We start from the raw sequence: 17,202 nt of genomic DNA on the forward strand, positions 1-17,202 counted from the left end.
TCGAATCCTGTCTTCCCGATTCATGGCGGTGTAGCTCAGCTGGCTAGAGCGTCCGGTTCATACCCGGGAGGTCGGGGGTTCGATCCCCTTCGCCGCTATAATGATCTTGTTGGACCTTTAGCTCAGCTGGTTAGAGCTCTCGGCTCATAACCGAGTGGTCGTAGGTTCAAGTCCTACAAGGTCCATTGTAAATAATGGAGGATTACCCAAGTCCGGCTGAAGGGAACGGTCTTGAAAACCGTCAGGCGTGTAAAAGCGTGCGTGGGTTCGAATCCCACATCCTCCTTTTATATTAACGCGGGATGGAGCAGCTCGGTAGCTCGTCGGGCTCATAACCCGAAGGTCGTAGGTTCAAATCCTGCTCCCGCAATTTGGCTCGGTAGCTCAGTTGGTAGAGCAATGGATTGAAGCTCCATGTGTCGGCGGTTCGATTCCGTCTCGCGCCATATTTTGTTTTATTAAGCGGGTGTAGTTTAGTGGTAAAACTACAGCCTTCCAAGCTGTTGTCGCGAGTTCGATTCTCGTCACCCGCTTTGAACTTTGTTCAAATACCAAGTTTTTTAACTTGGGCGCGTAGCTCAGGTGGTTAGAGCGCACGCCTGATAAGCGTGAGGTCGGTGGTTCGAGTCCACTCGTGCCCATTAATAGGAGAATTACTCAAGAGGCTGAAGAGGACGGTTTGCTAAATCGTTAGGTCGGTTAACCGGCGCGGGGGTTCGAATCCCCCATTCTCCGTACGTTAAGAGCTGCTAGGCTCTTTTTTTGGCTCTTTGTCAATTGTAGTGGGTTGAAGTCAGCTAAGATCGAGAAAGGACAAATTTCGTTCTTTCTTTTTTGATATTTAGGGCGATAAAAATTCGTTTTTTGAAGTTTTCAAAGTTCCGAAAACCAAATGCATTCCGCTTGATAAGTTTGATGAGATTATTAGTGGCTTCCAATTTTGCGTTGGAATAGGGTAGTTGAAGGGCGTTGACAATCTTCTCTTTATCCTTGAGGAAGGTTTTAAATACCGTCTGAAAAAGAGGATGAATCTGCTTTAGTTTCTCCTCTATAAGTCCAAAAATTTCTCAGGGTCCTTGTTCTGAAAGTGAAAAAGCAAGAGCGGATAGAGCTTTATAGTGGTGTTTCAAGTCTTCTGAATAGCTCAATAGTTTGTCTAGAATTTCTTTGTTGGTTAGATGCATACGAAAAGTAGGGCGATAAAATCGCTTATCGCTGAGTTTACGACTATCTTGTTGAATGAGTTTCCAGTAACGTTTGATTGCCTTGTATTCATGGGATGTTCTATCGAATTGGTTTATGATTTGGACACGCAAACGACTCATAGCACGGCTAAGATGTTGTACAATGTGAAAGCGATCTAGAACGATTTTAGCGTTTGGGAGTGAAACAGTCTGGGAGGCTGTTTCAGCCTGAGCCTAGAAATTCGAAAGCGAAGCTGTTTAGCCAAGTCCATAGTAGGGACTAGACATATCCATCGTAATGATTTTCACCTGACAATGAACAGCTCTATCATATTTAAGAAAGTGATTTCTTATGATAGCTTGTGTTCTGCCCTCAAGAACAGTGATGATATTGAGATTGTCAAAATCTTGCGCAATGAAACTCATCTTTCCCTTAGTGAAGGCATACTCATCCCAAGACATAATCTCGGGAAGACGAGAAAAATCATGTTTAAAACGGAAGTCATTGAGCTTTCGAATGACGGTTGAAGTTGAAATGGCAAGCTGGCGGGCAATGTCGGTTATAGAAGTCTTCTCAATCAGTTTCTGAGCAATCTTTTGGTTGATGATACGAGGGATTTGATGATTTTTCTTGACGATAGGAGTATCAGCGACCATCATTTTAGAGTACTGATAGCATTTGAAACGTCGCTTTTTAAGGAGAATTCTAGTAGGCATACCAGTTGTTTCGAGGTAAGGAATTTTCGACGGTTTTTGGAAGTCATATTTCTTCATTTGATTTCCACACTTAGGACAAGATGGAGCGTAGTAGTCCAGTTTAGCGATGATTTCCTTGTGTGTATCCCTATTAATGACATCTATAATTTGGATATTTGGGTCTTTAATGTCTAGTAATTTTGTGATAAAATGTAATTGTTCCATATGAATCTTTCTAATGAGTTGTTTAGTCGCTTTTCATTATAGGTCATATGGGACTTTTTTTCTAGGCTACATAATCTCCATAGTGGATTTACCCACTACCGAATTATAGAGCTCTATTATCTAATGCTGTTTCAGTAACTTTCATATTAGAAAAAATCATAAATAGACTAGATTTAGTGGTATACTAAGGTTAGGGACTTTAAGTGGCTGGGGGATAATCGAGATGGAAAATGGAGTAAAATTTCATAGTATTTTTTATAGATTTATACTATTTATATTTGTAGTGATTCTAACTGGGATTTCGATGATCTTAGATACAACAGAAGCTCAAATTCGCTTTTTAAATCTATCCTTGATTGTTGGGCAAGAGGAGTTGAGGATTGTTACAGTTGTAGTTTTGCTCCTCACTTTTCTTCTATCTTTCTTGTTTAAATGGAAATGTTCAATTCATAAAAAAGGGATTTATCTAAGAAAAATTGATTTATTTGTAGCTTGGGATGAGATTAGAGGTCTTAGCCATCTCTGGATCAATGAATATCATCGTGGACCTCATGGTTTCCTGTTCTATAATCGTAAGACGCTGATTATTTATAGGAAAAATTACCAGCCGATTTGTCTTTATAATATTTCATTATTGGCCTTATATGTGGCTAAATGGTATTATCCAAAATTGAAAACCAATATAGTCTTAGCAACGTTGGCAAGTCTCTTCAATATGGCTTTAAATGCATTCTTCTTGTACGAGATGTTTAGTAAAAATTTGGTGAATATAAAAGCTGAAGTCTTTATGTTTTGGCTGCTTTTGTATGCTGTTAAAGTTTTTGCACTTCCATTGGTCATGCTTGGACACGAAAATCACTGCTATGGAGTTTCTTTGGTACATAGCACGGCATATAAAAAGAATGCTTCGAAAGCTATTAACCTGTAAATTGTTGACAGGAAGCTAGCTATTTATATATCTGTTACTTTCTACATTCAAAAAGCACTATATGTTACTAGTTGAGGTTCTAGACACCATATAGTGCTGTTATTAAGTCCAGCTAGTGAGTGAGATTTCACCACTATTGAGCCAGATTTCTGTCTGGTCATCAAGCTGGATAAGGAGTTGTCCTTTGTCGGAGATGTCCTTGGCGACTCCTTTTTTTTTAGTCTGATCTTGGATAAAACTGACCTCTCTTCCTAGAACAAGAGAGTGTTCTTTATAAAGATAGAGTAGTTCTTCGGGTGCTGTTTGGTAGAAACAACGCCAAATTTCTGAGATTAGTTCGTTTCGTGTGATAGGAGCTGGTGGTGTAAAGAGACTTCCAGCTTTTTCTTTTATCTCTTTGGGAAAATCGCTGATGGCAAAGTTGATTCCAACGCCGATAATGACGTCTGTTACTAGGCCTGTTTCCACGGACGTCATGGCTTCGGTGAGGATACCTGCTATTTTTTTATTTTTAAAGTAGATGTCATTTACCCATTTGATATCTACTTCTATCATAGTTAGGTTTTTAATGGCTTTGTAGACTGCAGCAGCTACAAGGAGAGTATAGGATGGGAGCTTTTCATAGGGAAGGTTTGGTTGAATATGCAGGGACATATAGATCCCACCCTGAGATGGAGAATAGTAGGGACGCTGAAAGCGGCCACGACCTGCTGTTTGACAGGTTGAAAGATAGAGTGTATTTCCATTGTTTCCAGCCTCAATCCCTTCTTTTGCATCTGTTTGGGTTGATTTAGTCTTAGGTTTGTAGCGAATGGTTAAGTTGGTGTTCTCTTGAATCAAATCAGGCAATATCAGATCTCCTTGAATAAGCTTGTAGCCTCTATTTTTGATACTATCAATTTCTAGGCCTTCTTGTTGAAGACGTTGGATCGCTTTCCATATAGATGTACGGCTTAAATTCAGTTCTTCTCCGATTTTTTCTCCGCTAACATAATTGTTTTCTCTAGCTAATATTTGGTAGACTAGTTGGTGTGATTTCATTGATTTTCCTTTCTAGCTAAGAGGGAGTGAGAGTATTCCTTTCGAGTTTGACTAGGTGTTTTATGAAAAAAATGCTTGAAGGCTTTTGAGAAATGTAATGGATCTGAAAAACCCACAGAATACGCAATGACTTTAATCGTTTCATTGGTGTGTTCTAGTAACTGTTGCGCACGGTTCATTCGAACGAAAAGTAAATATTCTTTTGGAGAGAGTTGGTGAAATTCTTTAAACACACTAGTTAAGTAACTTCTATGAACCGATAGCTCTTTTGCTAAATCTTGAATGGTGAGCGATTGTGGATAGTGACTATCAATTAATCGTTTGCAGTCAAGATAGAGCTGGTGGGTTGATGAAATATTCTCTTTTTTCTGATTGGGAGCAATCGTTCCTATATGAAACATTAGTTCATGGAGTTGTCCCATGATATGGAGTTGAGCCAATTCATTTGATTTTGTAATCTGAGCGAAGCGGACAATATTTTCAACGAGTTTTGCAGTTGTTTGTGTATGACAGTTATTTGACTGGATGAGGTAGGATTGGTCAGAAATTTGAGATAGAGCAAAGTAGTCAGGTGCCCTCCCTCCAGTAATCCCCAACCAGTAGTAAGCCCAAGGATCCTGGCTATCTGCTTGATAGAATGTTAATTCATCTGGTTTTAGTAAAAAGAAATCTCCTGCCTTTAAATCAACAATTTTCCCCTTATAATGGAATTGACCTTTTCCTTTAGTAATGTAATGTAGTACATAGGTATCTCGAATAGCTGGGCCAAAAGAGTAGTTAGGCGTGCATTCTTCATAGCCATAAAAGCTTAGGGAAAGGTCAATTGTTCCAGTCTGGTATTCTGAAAAAACGAGCATGTGCTACCTCCTACCTAACATTTTACCATATTCTTGAGACATTTTTCTATTTTAGAAAGCGCTTTTATTTGCTAAAATTTTATCAGGAAATCGATGAGGTACAATTTATGGGAATTCGGATAGAGAATAATCTTTTTTACGTTGAGAGTAAAGGTTTAAGTTTGATTATTGAAAATAGGGATGGGTTCTTATTATTAAAACATTTAGGAAAGACTATTAAGAACTATAGAGGGGCTAATAGTGTTTATGAACGCGATCATGCTTTTTCTGGTAATCCCATAGCTACTAATCGAACCTTTAGTTTGGATACGCAACGTCAAATTTTTGGACAACATGGTTTGGGTGACTTTAGAAAACCAACTTTACAGGTTCAACATGATGCAACTGAAGTAACAGACTTTCGATTTGTAGAAGCAAAGATTTTAAAAGGTCAGAATGGTCCACAGGGCTTACCTTCTCCACACAGCATGGATGGTACAGAGACGCTTGTCTTGATTTTAAAAGATCCTCAAGCTAAGCTTAATCTGACTTTGTATTATACAGCTTTTGATAATGATGCGACAATTGCTAGTTACAGCAAATTGGAGAATAATAGCAATCAGGAAGTTGTCATTCATAAGGACTTTTCTTTCATGGCTGATTTTCCTGCTGCAGCTTACGAAATAGTGACTTTACAGGGAGCTTATGCTCGTGAAAAGACTGTCCGACGTCAACAGGTAGAGCAAGGAATCTTTTCGATTAGTTCGAACCGTGGAGCTTCTGGGCATGCTCAAACACCAGCTCTTCTATTATGTGATCAAGGAGTTACAGAGGATGCTGGGAATGTGTTTGCTCTACAACTACTGTATAGTGGAAACTTCGAAGCTTTTGTTCAAAAGAATCAACTGAATGAAGTTCGGGTGGCTATTGGCATTAATCCAGAAAACTTTTCTTGGAAGTTAGATCCTAAGGAAAACTTTGAAACACCGGTAGCTTTAGTGACTTATTCAGATAAGGGATTAACCGGTATCAGTCATGAAAGTCAGAATTTTGTACTTAAGCACATTATGCCAAGTAACTTTTCTAAAAAAGAGCGTCCAATTCTAATCAATAACTGGGAAGCTACCTACTTTGACTTTCAGAGAGAAAAACTGTTAGAATTGGCAGATGAGGCTAAGAAAGTTGGAATTGAACTTTTTGTATTAGATGATGGGTGGTTTGGCAATCGCTTTGATGATAATCGTGCTTTAGGTGATTGGGTTGTTAATGAGAAAAAACTGGGTGGAAGTCTAGAAAGTCTGATTTCAGCTATCCATGAAAGAGGTTTGCAGTTTGGACTTTGGTTAGAACCTGAAATGATTTCTGTAGATAGCGATTTGTATCGAAAACACCCTGACTGGGCCATTCAGGTTAAAGGATATGAGCATACTTACTCTCGAAATCAATTAGTGCTTAATCTTGCCAATTCTCAGGTAGTAGAATATTTGAAAAATGTCTTAGATGAACTCCTCTCTCATCATAAGATTGACTACATCAAATGGGATATGAACCGCAATATCACTAATCTGGGGAATGGTTCAGCCTACTTGGATACCCAGATGCAGTCTCATCAGTATATGTTGGGGCTTTACGAACTCGTTTCTTATCTGACTGAGAAGCATAGCCATATTCTCTTTGAGTCCTGCTCTGGTGGTGGTGGACGAAATGATCTTGGTATGATGCGTTATTTCCCACAAGTCTGGGCTAGTGATAATACTGATGCTATTGCACGTTTACCAATTCAATACGGTTCATCCTATCTCTATCCAACCATTTCTATGGGGGCTCATGTGTCAGCAGTACCAAATCATCAGATGGGACGAATGACACCATTGGAAACTCGTGGTCATGTGGCAATGATGGGGAATCTGGGTTATGAGCTTGATTTGACAAGTTTATCAGATGAAGAGAAGTCTGAGATTGCTAATCAGGTGAACTTGTATAAAGAAGTGCGGCCAGTAGTCCAGTTGGGAAACCAGTATAGGTTAATCAATCCCGATGCTGCATCCAATGAAGCAGCTGTACAATTTAACTATGGAAATCAAACGATTGTAACCTACGTCCGAGTCCTATCAGTTGTGGAAACAATGGAAACAACTTTAAAGTTAAAAGATTTGGATGAAGAGGGACGGTATGAATTACAGGAAAATGGTGTAGTTTACTCAGGTGCAGAACTCATGTATGCGGGTATTACTATGGAGCTTCCGCAGGGAGATTATCTCAGCAGGCAGTTACATTTCATTAGAAGATAAGGAGACAAGATCATGAGATGGTATAAAAAGATAAGCTTAATTGCTGCTACAGGACTCTGCCTTTTGGGACTGTCAGCTTGTAGTAGTCAAGAGGAGTCAACTGATGGCAAGGTAACGATTGAGTTTTTTAACCAGAAGACCGAGATGGCAGATACCTTGCAAAGGATAGTGGATGATTTTGAAAAGGAACACCCTAATATTGATGTAAAACTGACGACTGTTCCCGCAGCTGGAATTGTTCTGAAGACTCGGATTTTATCAGGAGATGTTCCAGATATTATTAATATCTATCCTCAAAATATGGATTTTCAGGAGTGGGCAAAAGCAGGTTATTTTGCAGATATGACAGGGAAATCTTATCTTGAGAACGTTAAGAATGACTATGCTAAAAAGTATGCGATTAATGACAAAGTTTATAGTGTGCCTTTAACGGCCAACCTTTATGGAATCTATTACAATAAAACAAAATTTAAAGAATTAGGACTTGAGGAACCGAAGACTTTTAAAGAATTTCAAGAGATTGTTAAAAAGATAAAAGATAGTGGAAATTCTCCATTTGCAGTTGCAGGCAATGAAGGCTGGACATTAAATGGTTACCACCAACTTTCTCTCATTACTATTACAGGTAGTGGAGATGCGGCTAATAACTACCTTCGCTTTTCAAAACCAAACGCTATCTCTGCAGACGATGCTGTTTTGAAGGCAGATGCAGAACGGTTGAATCTACTAGCAGACAATGCCCAAGACGGCTGGCGCGGCGCTTCATATAATGATGCGGTGGTGGCTTTTTCAAGTGGAAATGCTCTCCTGATGCCACAAGGATCATGGGCATTAGCGGCAATTAATCAACAGGATCCAAAATTTGAGGTGGGGATGTTTGCCTTCCCAGGAGAAGAAGTAGGAAAAGAAGTCACTGTTGGTGCAGGAGACATGGCATTATCAACTTCAGCTACTACCAAACATCCGAAAGAAACCGAAGAATTTATTAACTATATGACTAGTCCAAAAGCTATGCAGTCATACTATGATGTAGATGGGTCACCAGTTGCGGTGAAGGGTATACAGGAAAAAGAAGATTCAGCGCTTGCAGCTATTTCTAAACTGGCGTTTACGGATAAACATTATGTTTGGTTGGGCCAACGCTGGAACTCTGAAGAAGACTTTTTTAATCTAAGTGCAGGTTATCTGATGGATAAGAATCTGAAAAATATGGCAAACAATCTCAATGCTTTCTTTAATCCAATGAAGGCAGATTTGGACTAGAATAGGAGTTAAGATGATATGGCTATTCGAAAATTTTTAAATAAATACTGGGGTTGGACATTTTTACTCATCCCGCTTGCTTTACAAGCTATCTTCTTTTACTTTCCAATGGTACAAGGTGCTTTCTATAGTTTGACTAACTGGACTGGATTGACCTATAATTATAAATTTGTTGGTTTGAATAACTACAAATTGCTGATTATTGATGGGAAATTCTTCACAGCCATAGCCTTTACTTTGATTTTAACTCTGGCATTGGTTGTTGGAGAGATTACGATTGGGATGGTTGTGGCACGAGCCTTGAATTCTAAGATGAAGGGTCAGACCTTCTTTAGAGCTTGGTTCTTTTTCCCGGCTGTTTTATCTGGTTTGACAGTTTCCTTGATTTTTAAACAATTTTTCAACTATGGTCTTCCAACGATTGGAAGAATTTTAGGGATTGGTTTTTTACAAGAGAGTCTATTAGGAACACCTGTCGGAGCGGTAGTGGCAACTATTTTTGTTCTTCTATGGCAAGGAGTAGCAATGCCAATTATTCTCTTTCTTGCTGGTCTTCAGAGTATTCCATCTGATATTTTGGAGGCGGCATCAATTGATGGTGCAACAAGTAAACAAACCTTTTGGAAGATTGAATTGCCATATTTATTGCCAACGATTTCTATGGTTTTTATTCTGGCTCTTAAGTCCGGCCTGACAGCCTTTGACCAGATTTTTGCCTTGACGAGTGGTGGTCCAAATAATGCTACAACGTCTCTTGGACTTTTAGTCTACAACTATGCTTTCAAGAGTAATCAATATGGATATGCGAATGCAATTGCCTTGATTTTATTCTTAATTATTGGAATTGTTTCTCTTATCCAAATCAAACTATCAAAGAAATTTGAAATCTAACAGATGAGTCCTACACATGAAAAAAGAAGAAAAATTGAATCAGTTTTGGAAATATGTCCTCTTGATAGTTGGTGGTATTCTTATACTTGTTCCTTTGTTGGTAACAGTATTTAGTTCTTTCAAAACAACTAAGGATATCATGAATCATTTCTTTAGTTTGCCCAATCCTTTTACCTTAAGTAATTATGAACGATTAATTTCGGATGGAATTGGAGGCTATTTCTGGAATTCAGCAGTTATTACGGTGTTATCATTGATTGTAGTAGCTTTCTTTATACCAGCTGCAGCTTATTCCATTGCTCGAAATATGTCCAAGAAAAAAGCCTTTGCAATTATGTATTCGCTCTTGATCTTAGGGATATTTGTTCCCTTTCAGGTGATTATGATTCCTATCACAGTTATGATGAGTAAACTCGGTCTAGCAAATATGTGGGGGCTAGTAATACTCTACCTAACTTATGCTATTCCACAGACTCTCTTCTTGTATGTTGGTTATATAAAAATCAGTGTACCAGATAGTTTGGATGAAGCTGCGGAAATCGATGGGGCTGATCGTTTTACAATTTATCGTCGAATCATTTTTCCAATGCTGAAACCCATGCATGCTACAACTTTGATTATCAATGCACTATGGTTCTGGAATGACTTTATGTTGCCATTGTTGATTCTGAATAAGGATTCAAAGATGTGGACTTTACCTCTCTTCCAATACAACTATCAAGGTCAGTACTTCAATGACTATGGCCCAAGTTTTGCATCTTATATTGTGGGAATTGTAACGATAACCATTGTCTACCTCATCTTCCAAAAACATATCATTTCAGGAATGAGTAACGGGGCAGTGAAGTAAGAAAGTGCTTAGGGAATTTATAATTCCATACATAGACGAACGGTTCAGCTTGTTGACAATTCTATGTAGAAAACAAGAAAGTCGTACTTAGTTGCTTGCAGTTTAGTACGAGTTCAATGTGAACAAAAATCTAAAAATATCTTTCATTTACGAAGCCAGGTCATATAAGACTTGGCTTTCATCAGAAAAAGGAGAACATCTATGACCATTCAAAATAAAACTATGTTGATTACTTACTCAGATAGTCTTGGAAATAATCTTAAAGACTTATATGAGAATTTGGAAGAGCATTTTGGTGATGCTATTGGAGGAGTTCACCTTCTACCATTTTTCCCATCAACAGGTGATCGTGGATTTGCGCCAGTTGACTATGATGAAGTGGATTCAGCTTTTGGTGATTGGGAGGACGTTAAGCGTTTAGGTGAGAAATATTATCTTATGTTTGACTTTATGATTAATCATATTTCTCGTCAATCTAAGTATTATAGGGACTATCAAGAAAAACATGAAGCCAGTGAATTTAAAGATCTCTTTTTAAACTGGGATAAGTTTTGGCCAGAGAACCGTCCGACACAGTCTGACGTAGATTTAATCTACAAGCGTAAGGATCGTGCACCAAAGCAAGAGATTGTTTTTGCAGATGGTTCAGTAGAACATTTGTGGAATACTTTTGGTGAGGAACAAATTGATCTTGATGTGACCAAAGAAGTAACGATGGCATTCATCCGTAAGACCATTCAGCACCTGGCAAGTAATGGTTGTGATTTGATTCGTCTAGATGCCTTTGCTTATGCAGTGAAGAAATTGGATACCAATGATTTCTTTGTGGAACCAGATATTTGGGATTTATTGGACAAAGTTCGAGATATCGCTGCTGAGTATGGGACAGAGCTCTTACCTGAGATTCATGAACACTATTCGATTCAGTTTAAAATAGCGGACCATGATTACTATGTTTACGATTTTGCCCTTCCAATGGTGACCCTTTATACTCTTTACAGTTCCAGAACAGAGCGCTTGGCTAAGTGGTTAAAGATGAGCCCGATGAAGCAATTTACGACACTAGATACTCATGATGGAATTGGAGTGGTGGATGTCAAGGATATCCTGACCGATGAGGAAATTGACTATGCTTCAAATGAGCTCTATAAGGTTGGAGCGAATGTCAAACGTAAGTACTCTAGTGCAGAGTATAACAATCTAGATATCTACCAAATCAATTCAACCTACTATTCTGCGCTTGGAGATGATGATGTCAAGTACTTCCTAGCTCGTCTGATTCAAGCTTTTGCGCCAGGCATTCCTCAGGTTTACTATGTGGGTCTATTAGCAGGAAAAAATGACTTGAAATTATTAGAAGAAACCAAAGAAGGTCGAAATATTAATCGTCATTACTATAGCAATGAGGAAATAGCAGAAGAAGTTCAACGTCCTGTGGTGAAGTCTCTTCTCAATCTATTTTCTTTCCGTAATCGGTCAGAGGCCTTTGACCTAGAAGGGACTATTGACATTGAAACACCAACAGCTCACAGCATTGTAATCAAACGTCAAAATAAAGACAAGTCCGTAACAGCAGTAGCAGAAATTGATTTGCAAAGTCAGACCTATCAAGTATTAGAAAACGGCAGAAAAATTCAGTTCTAGTGCTATATTAATGAAACAGTTTTTTTGTGGCGAAAACGTGTTCATTGTTCCCAAATGACGGAAAAAATGGTAGAATATAAAGATAGTTTAGCATTTATCTTCTGGAGAAATCCAGAACAGAAAGGATCCGTTTTGAAATCAATTGGATTACTGGATAAGATAAGAGGGCTTTCGAAAAAAGATTTCTTTTTGTATTTGATGATCATAAGTATCTTTTTACCTTTTTATTTGTTCTTAGCGCTCTTTGCTTTATATTTGATAGGTTTACTTGTTACAGGGGAGATGAAGGGAATTATCAAAGGATTAATCAAACATCCTGTACTTCTCTTTTTTATTGCCTATAGTAGTATCATCTCTATCGTTGCCAAGAACTGGCTTGGATTGGTTGCATCTTTACTGATGTTTCTCTTCCTCATTTTCTTTAGTTATTACCAGAAACGTCTGACACATGCTTTCTTTCGACTGATACTGCAGACAATCTTGTTTGGTAGTGTGCTCTCTGCGGCTTTTGCTACCTTGGAGCATTTCCAGATTGTAAAGAAATTTAACTACGCCTTTCTTTCGCCCAATATGCAAGTATGGCACCAGAACCGTGCAGAGGTGACCTTCTTTAATCCTAACTACTATGGGATTATTTGTTGCTTCTGTATTATGATAGCTTTTTATCTCTTTACAACGACGAAGTTAAGATGGCTGAAAATCTTTTGTGTGCTAGCAGGTTTTGTGAATCTATTTGGTTTGAATTTTACGCAAAATAGAACAGCCTTTCCTGCCATCATTGCTGGTGCCATCATTTATCTCTTTACAACCATTAAAAACTGGCGCGCCTTCTGGCTCAGTATTGGAGTTTTTGGGATTGGCCTTTGTTTCCTCTTCTCAAGCGATTTGGGTGTCCGTATGGGAACCCTAGATTCTTCAATGGAAGAGCGTGTTTCAATTTGGAATGCGGGTATGACTTTGTTTAAACAAAATCCGATCTGGGGTGAGGGTCCACTGACCTATATGAATTCCTATCCGAGAATCCATGCACCTTACCACGAACACGCGCATAGTCTTTACATCGATACTATTTTAAGTTATGGTTTGATTGGAACCATACTCTTATCCATTTCTTCGGTGATCCCGGTTCACATGATGATGGATATGAGTCAGGAATCTGGTAAACGACCAATTATCGGTCTTTATCTCTCCTTCCTTACAGTAGTCGCTGTACATGGAATTTTTGACTTGGCTCTCTTCTGGATACAGTCAGGATTCATCTTCTTGCTAATTATGTGCAGTCTACCACTGGAACATCGAACCCTGGTGTCCGAAATGACAGATTAAGTTGATCAAGATTAGAGATCTTCTACTTTAGGTAGGAGGTCTTTTTTGTTGGTGGAAATTATTTCTAAGCCGAAATAGTTGACAGATGGAATGGCAGGTGTTACAATAGAGAAAATTCTATATAGAAATAAATTGGAGAAGTCATGAAAGATAGTCATTTAGTTGCCTATCATATTCGTTTGCTGAATGGGCGAATTTTTCAAAAGTTACTGAGTCAGGATCCTGAAGCTCTTTATCGGAGTGAACAGGGCAAGATTCTCACGGTGTTATGGAATAGTGAGACAGGTTGCGCTACGGCGACAGATATTGCGCTTGCGACTGGACTTGCTAACAATACGCTCACAACCATGATTAAGAAACTTGAGGAGCAAAATCTGGTTACCATCAGTCCATGTGGAATAGACAAGCGAAAAAAATATGTCAAACTAACGGAGAAAGGTTTGTCCCAGAAAGAAGTTGGCCATCGTGTTAGTCAAAGACTGGATGCTATTTTTTATAAAGGTTTCTCAGAGGAAGAAATTCGCCAGTTTGAAAGCTATCAGGAACGCATTTTAGACAATCTGAAAGAGAAGGAAAGTGAGGCATAAATCATGTCAAAACAAGTTGAAAATGCACAAAATCTATATATTCACGCCATTCAAGACGGACGTGTTGCGGAGGCTCAAGCTCAGTCTGTAGGAGATACCTACATTCAACACTCGACAGGAGTGCCAGATGGGAAAGAAGGGTTTGCGGCTTTCTTTGCAAATTTCTTTGAGCGCCATCCCGAGCGTGAGATGAAGATTGTTCGCACTATTGAAGACGGTAATCTAGTCTTTGTCCATGTCCATCAATATCTCAATGGCGGGGAAGCTCAATGGGTGACGACGGATACTTTCCGTGCGGATGAGGACGGCCGTATCGTGGAGCATTGGGATGTCATTGACTACTATCGTGCTCCAGAAAATGGACAGTTAGATCAGATTTTTGGAGATTTTGAAATCACGGATTTGGACAAAACAGCAGAAAATAAAAAGTTGGTTCGTCGTTTCTTGACAGAAATTTTCCAAAATGGGGAGCTGGAGCAGTGGAGTGATTATGTGGCGGACGATTTGATTCAGCATAATCATGAGATTGGCCAAGGAAGTGCTGCTTATAAAAACTATGTGGCTGAACATGGTGTCACTTTTGACTTTGTTTTCCAGCTTTTGGGACAAGGAAATTATGTGGTCAGCTATGGACAGACTCAGATAGATGGGGTGCCTTATGCTCAGTATGACATCTTCCGTTTGGAGAATGGCTTGATTGTGGAGCATTGGGATAATAAGGAAGTTATGCCTAAGGTAGAAGACTTGACCAACCGAGGGAAGTTTTAAATTGAGGATACAGAATGATTGAATACAAAAATGTAGCGCTACGCTACACAGAAAAAGATGTTTTGAGAGATGTTAATTTACGGATTAAGAATGGGGAATTTATGGTTTTAGTTGGACCTTCTGGGTCCGGTAAGACGACCATGGTCAAGATGATTAACCGTCTTTTGGAACCGACTGATGGAAATATTTACATGGATAGCAAGCGCATCAAAGATTATGATGAGCGGGAACTGCGTCTTTCTACTGGTTATGTTTTACAGGCCATTGCACTGTTTCCCAATCTAACGGTTGCAGAAAATATTGCTCTCATTCCTGAGATGAAGGGCTGGACTAAGGAAGAAATTGCTCAGAAAACAGAAGAGCTTTTAGCTAAGGTTGGTTTACCGGTAGCTGAGTATGGGCATCGTTTACCTAATGAATTATCTGGTGGGGAACAGCAACGAGTGGGCATTGTCCGTGCCATGATTGGTCAGCCTAAGATTCTCCTCATGGATGAGCCCTTTTCAGCCTTGGATGCTATTTCGAGAAAACAGTTGCAGGTTCTGACGAAAGAATTGCATAAAGAGTTTGGTATGACAACGATTTTTGTGACCCACGATACGGATGAAGCTTTGAAATTGGCGGACCGTATTGCTGTCTTGCAGGATGGAGAGATTCGTCAGGTGGCGAATCCCGAGACGATTTTAAAGGCTCCTGCAACAGACTTTGTAGCAGACTTGTTTGGAGGTAGTGTTCATGACTAATTTGATATCAACTTTTCAGGAGCGTTTTGGTGATTGGGTAACAGCTCTATCTCAACATTTGCAGTTGTCACTTTTGACCTTATTACTAGCTATTTTTATTGCGATTCCCTTGGCTGTTTATCTTCGCTATCATGAGAAATTGGCGGACTGGGTTTTACAGATTGCAGGAATTTTCCAGACTATCCCGTCTCTGGCCTTGTTAGGACTCTTTATCCCCTTGATGGGAATTGGAACCTTGCCTGCTTTGACGGCTCTAGTGATTTATGCGATTTTCCCAATTTTGCAAAATACCATCACTGGGCTAAAGGGAATTGATCCAAGTCTACAAGAGGCTGGGATTGCCTTTGGGATGACCAGGTGGGAGCGTCTCAAGAAGTTTGAAATTCCACTTGCCATGCCTGTCATAATGTCTGGTATTCGGACGGCAGCGGTCTTGATTATCGGTACGGCAACCTTGGCTGCCTTGATTGGTGCAGGGGGACTGGGTTCCTTTATCCTTTTGGGAATTGACCGCAATAATACTAGTCTGATTTTGATTGGGGCCCTTTCTTCTGCAGTGCTGGCCATTGCCTTTAACTTCCTACTAAAAGTGATGGAAAAAGCAAAATTGCGGACGATTTTCTCTGGTTTTGCCTTGGTGACCATATTGCTGGGTCTGTCTTATAGTCCAGCCCTCTTAGCTCAAAAAGAGAAAGAAAACTTGGTGATTGCTGGGAAATTGGGACCGGAACCCGAAATTTTGGCCAATATGTATAAATTGCTGATTGAAGAAAATACCAGTATGACTGCGACTGTTAAACCGAATTTTGGGAAAACAAGCTTCCTCTATGAAGCTCTGAAAAAAGGGGATATTGATATCTATCCTGAATTTACCGGTACGGTAACTGAAAGTTTGCTTCAGCCATCACCTAAAGTGGGTCATGAGCCAGATCAGGTTTATCAGGTGGCGCGTGATGGCATTGCTAAACAGGATCATCTAGCCTATCTCAAACCCATGTCTTATCAAAATACCTACGCTGTAGCTGTTCCGAAAAAAATTGCTCAAGAATATGGCTTGAAGACCATTTCGGACTTGAAAAAAGTGGAAGGACAGCTGAAGGCCGGTTTTACACTCGAATTTAATGATCGTGAGGATGGCAATAAGGGCTTGCAATCAATGTATGGTCTCAATCTCAACGTAGCGACCATGGAGCCAGCCCTTCGCTATCAGGCAATTCAGTCAGGCGATATTCAAATCACGGATGCCTATTCGACCGATGCAGAATTAGCGCGTTATGATTTACAGGTCTTAGAAGATGACAAGCAACTCTTCCCACCTTATCAAGGGGCACCACTTATGAAAGAAGCTCTTCTCAAGAAACATCCTGAGTTGGAGACAGTTCTCAATAAATTGGCTGGTAAAATCACGGAAAGCCAGATGAGCCAGCTCAACTATCAAGTCGGTGTTGAAGGCAAGTCAGCAGAACAAGTAGCCAAAGAATTTCTACAAGAACAAGGTTTGTTGAAGAAATAGTTTGAAAATGTCAAACTCAACTTGGTTAAACGACCATATAGAAAAATGCTCAGACAATCTTGTCTGAGCATTTTTGATATTAGAGCTACTAAATGTCATTTAAAATGGAAAATAATACTCAATGAAAATCAAAGAGCAAACTAGGAAGCTAGCCGCAGGCTGTACTTGAGTACGGTAAGGCGACGCTGACGTAGTTTGAATTTGGTTTTCGAAGAGTATAAGAGGAAATTTTTAGGATTTTCTAAAATTTTACTGTAAATACACTTGACTATTCACAAAATAGGTGTATAATGTGTTGTGAACTACTTAACAAATAAAGATTTCCAGCTCATGTCGACTAAGGATGGAAATCTTGTGTATAGACAGTTCAGTAGATATATAATAGAGCGTTGCGTCCGAAAGTCTATCCAGACACG

General features: G+C 39.4%; 13 protein-coding genes, 8 tRNA genes and 1 pseudogene. 19 read left to right on the top strand and 3 right to left on the bottom strand.

Annotated elements, in window-relative coordinates:
• The first annotated feature begins 24 nt into the window (after window positions 1-24).
• The 8 genes from MK405_RS00005 to MK405_RS00040 all read left to right on the top strand — a co-directional run bounded on the left by MK405_RS00005 (window position 25) and on the right by MK405_RS00040 (window position 735).
• A tRNA-Met gene (locus tag MK405_RS00005) sits at window positions 25-98 on the top strand.
• 13 nt (window positions 99-111) lie between these two features.
• Window positions 112-185: transfer RNA gene (locus MK405_RS00010), tRNA-Ile, on the top strand.
• A gap of 11 nt (window positions 186-196) precedes the next feature.
• A tRNA-Ser gene (locus MK405_RS00015) sits at window positions 197-286 on the top strand.
• A gap of 10 nt (window positions 287-296) precedes the next feature.
• Window positions 297-370: transfer RNA gene (locus MK405_RS00020), tRNA-Met, on the top strand.
• Window positions 371-373: 3 nt separating this feature from the next.
• Window positions 374-446: transfer RNA gene (locus tag MK405_RS00025), tRNA-Phe, on the top strand.
• 16 nt (window positions 447-462) lie between these two features.
• Window positions 463-533: transfer RNA gene (locus MK405_RS00030), tRNA-Gly, on the top strand.
• A 34-nt stretch (window positions 534-567) separates the two neighbouring features.
• Window positions 568-641, top strand: a tRNA-Ile gene (locus tag MK405_RS00035).
• Window positions 642-647: 6 nt separating this feature from the next.
• A tRNA-Ser gene (locus MK405_RS00040) sits at window positions 648-735 on the top strand.
• A 62-nt stretch (window positions 736-797) separates the two neighbouring features.
• Here the strand turns inward: MK405_RS00040 and MK405_RS00045 are convergent.
• Window positions 798-2,105 (bottom strand): annotated as a pseudogene (locus MK405_RS00045) (transposase).
• A gap of 304 nt (window positions 2,106-2,409) precedes the next feature.
• Between MK405_RS00045 and MK405_RS00050 the strand changes: the two are divergent.
• Window positions 2,410-3,033, top strand: a complete 624-nt coding sequence (locus MK405_RS00050) for a hypothetical protein (protein ID WP_268703965.1) — start codon at window positions 2,410-2,412, stop codon at window positions 3,031-3,033.
• A 102-nt stretch (window positions 3,034-3,135) separates the two neighbouring features.
• Here MK405_RS00050 and birA read toward each other — a convergent pair whose 3' ends face one another.
• Both birA and MK405_RS00060 read right to left on the bottom strand, forming a co-directional pair.
• Window positions 3,136-4,074 carry a bifunctional biotin--[acetyl-CoA-carboxylase] ligase/biotin operon repressor BirA gene (gene birA, locus MK405_RS00055; protein ID WP_268703966.1) on the bottom strand — a complete coding sequence of 313 codons (939 nt, stop codon included), beginning with the start codon at window positions 4,072-4,074 and terminating at the stop codon, window positions 3,136-3,138.
• Entirely contained in the window at window positions 4,071-4,931 is an 861-nt protein-coding gene (locus tag MK405_RS00060) for an AraC family transcriptional regulator (RefSeq protein WP_268703967.1), read from the bottom strand. The genes birA and MK405_RS00060 overlap by 4 nt, the downstream gene beginning before the upstream one ends.
• Before the next feature lie 107 nt (window positions 4,932-5,038).
• Here MK405_RS00060 and MK405_RS00065 point away from each other — a divergent pair, with 107 nt between their 5' ends.
• From MK405_RS00065 to MK405_RS00110, 10 genes are all read left to right on the top strand, one after another.
• Window positions 5,039-7,201: an alpha-galactosidase gene (locus MK405_RS00065; RefSeq protein ID WP_268703968.1), complete on the top strand. Its 2,163-nt coding sequence runs from the start codon at window positions 5,039-5,041 to the stop codon at window positions 7,199-7,201.
• A gap of 12 nt (window positions 7,202-7,213) precedes the next feature.
• Window positions 7,214-8,464 carry an extracellular solute-binding protein gene (locus MK405_RS00070; protein ID WP_268703969.1) on the top strand — a complete coding sequence of 417 codons (1,251 nt, stop codon included), beginning with the start codon at window positions 7,214-7,216 and terminating at the stop codon, window positions 8,462-8,464.
• Window positions 8,465-8,482: 18 nt separating this feature from the next.
• Window positions 8,483-9,355, top strand: coding sequence for a carbohydrate ABC transporter permease (locus MK405_RS00075; protein ID WP_268703970.1), 873 nt, complete (start codon window positions 8,483-8,485; stop codon window positions 9,353-9,355).
• Window positions 9,356-9,371: 16 nt separating this feature from the next.
• Entirely contained in the window at window positions 9,372-10,205 is an 834-nt protein-coding gene (locus tag MK405_RS00080; RefSeq protein ID WP_000711270.1) for a carbohydrate ABC transporter permease, read from the top strand.
• Window positions 10,206-10,406: 201 nt separating this feature from the next.
• Window positions 10,407-11,849, top strand: coding sequence for a sucrose phosphorylase (gene gtfA / locus MK405_RS00085; RefSeq protein ID WP_268703971.1), 1,443 nt, complete (start codon window positions 10,407-10,409; stop codon window positions 11,847-11,849).
• Window positions 11,850-11,981: 132 nt separating this feature from the next.
• A complete protein-coding gene (locus tag MK405_RS00090; protein WP_025171844.1) occupies window positions 11,982-13,175 on the top strand; it encodes an O-antigen ligase family protein in 1,194 nt (397 codons plus the stop codon).
• 143 nt (window positions 13,176-13,318) lie between these two features.
• Window positions 13,319-13,762, top strand: coding sequence for a MarR family winged helix-turn-helix transcriptional regulator (locus MK405_RS00095; RefSeq protein ID WP_268703972.1), 444 nt, complete (start codon window positions 13,319-13,321; stop codon window positions 13,760-13,762).
• A gap of 3 nt (window positions 13,763-13,765) precedes the next feature.
• The gene (locus MK405_RS00100) at window positions 13,766-14,530 is read left to right on the top strand and encodes a nuclear transport factor 2 family protein (protein WP_268700551.1); all 765 of its coding nucleotides are present in this window, start codon (window positions 13,766-13,768) and stop codon (window positions 14,528-14,530) included.
• Window positions 14,531-14,544: 14 nt separating this feature from the next.
• The gene (locus MK405_RS00105) at window positions 14,545-15,273 is read left to right on the top strand and encodes an ATP-binding cassette domain-containing protein (protein ID WP_007521041.1); all 729 of its coding nucleotides are present in this window, start codon (window positions 14,545-14,547) and stop codon (window positions 15,271-15,273) included.
• Entirely contained in the window at window positions 15,266-16,786 is a 1,521-nt protein-coding gene (locus MK405_RS00110) for an ABC transporter permease/substrate-binding protein (protein ID WP_180833488.1), read from the top strand. The genes MK405_RS00105 and MK405_RS00110 overlap by 8 nt, the downstream gene beginning before the upstream one ends.
• Window positions 16,787-17,202: the final 416 nt, after the last annotated feature.

Source organism: Streptococcus oralis (genome assembly GCF_026782345.1).
GTDB lineage: Bacteria > Bacillota > Bacilli > Lactobacillales > Streptococcaceae > Streptococcus > Streptococcus oralis_CK.

Coding starts and splice junctions, on each gene's coding strand:
- gtfA (WP_268703971.1), top strand. CDS start 10,407: ATGACCATTCAAAATAAAACTATGTTGATTACTTACTCAGATAGTCTT.
- MK405_RS00070 (WP_268703969.1), top strand. CDS start 7,214: ATGAGATGGTATAAAAAGATAAGCTTAATTGCTGCTACAGGACTCTGC.
- MK405_RS00065 (WP_268703968.1), top strand. CDS start 5,039: ATGGGAATTCGGATAGAGAATAATCTTTTTTACGTTGAGAGTAAAGGT.
- MK405_RS00075 (WP_268703970.1), top strand. CDS start 8,483: ATGGCTATTCGAAAATTTTTAAATAAATACTGGGGTTGGACATTTTTA.
- MK405_RS00110 (WP_180833488.1), top strand. CDS start 15,266: ATGACTAATTTGATATCAACTTTTCAGGAGCGTTTTGGTGATTGGGTA.
- MK405_RS00080 (WP_000711270.1), top strand. CDS start 9,372: ATGAAAAAAGAAGAAAAATTGAATCAGTTTTGGAAATATGTCCTCTTG.
- MK405_RS00105 (WP_007521041.1), top strand. CDS start 14,545: ATGATTGAATACAAAAATGTAGCGCTACGCTACACAGAAAAAGATGTT.
- MK405_RS00100 (WP_268700551.1), top strand. CDS start 13,766: ATGTCAAAACAAGTTGAAAATGCACAAAATCTATATATTCACGCCATT.
- MK405_RS00050 (WP_268703965.1), top strand. CDS start 2,410: ATGATCTTAGATACAACAGAAGCTCAAATTCGCTTTTTAAATCTATCC.
- birA (WP_268703966.1), bottom strand. CDS start 4,074: ATGAAATCACACCAACTAGTCTACCAAATATTAGCTAGAGAAAACAAT.
- MK405_RS00095 (WP_268703972.1), top strand. CDS start 13,319: ATGAAAGATAGTCATTTAGTTGCCTATCATATTCGTTTGCTGAATGGG.
- MK405_RS00060 (WP_268703967.1), bottom strand. CDS start 4,931: ATGCTCGTTTTTTCAGAATACCAGACTGGAACAATTGACCTTTCCCTA.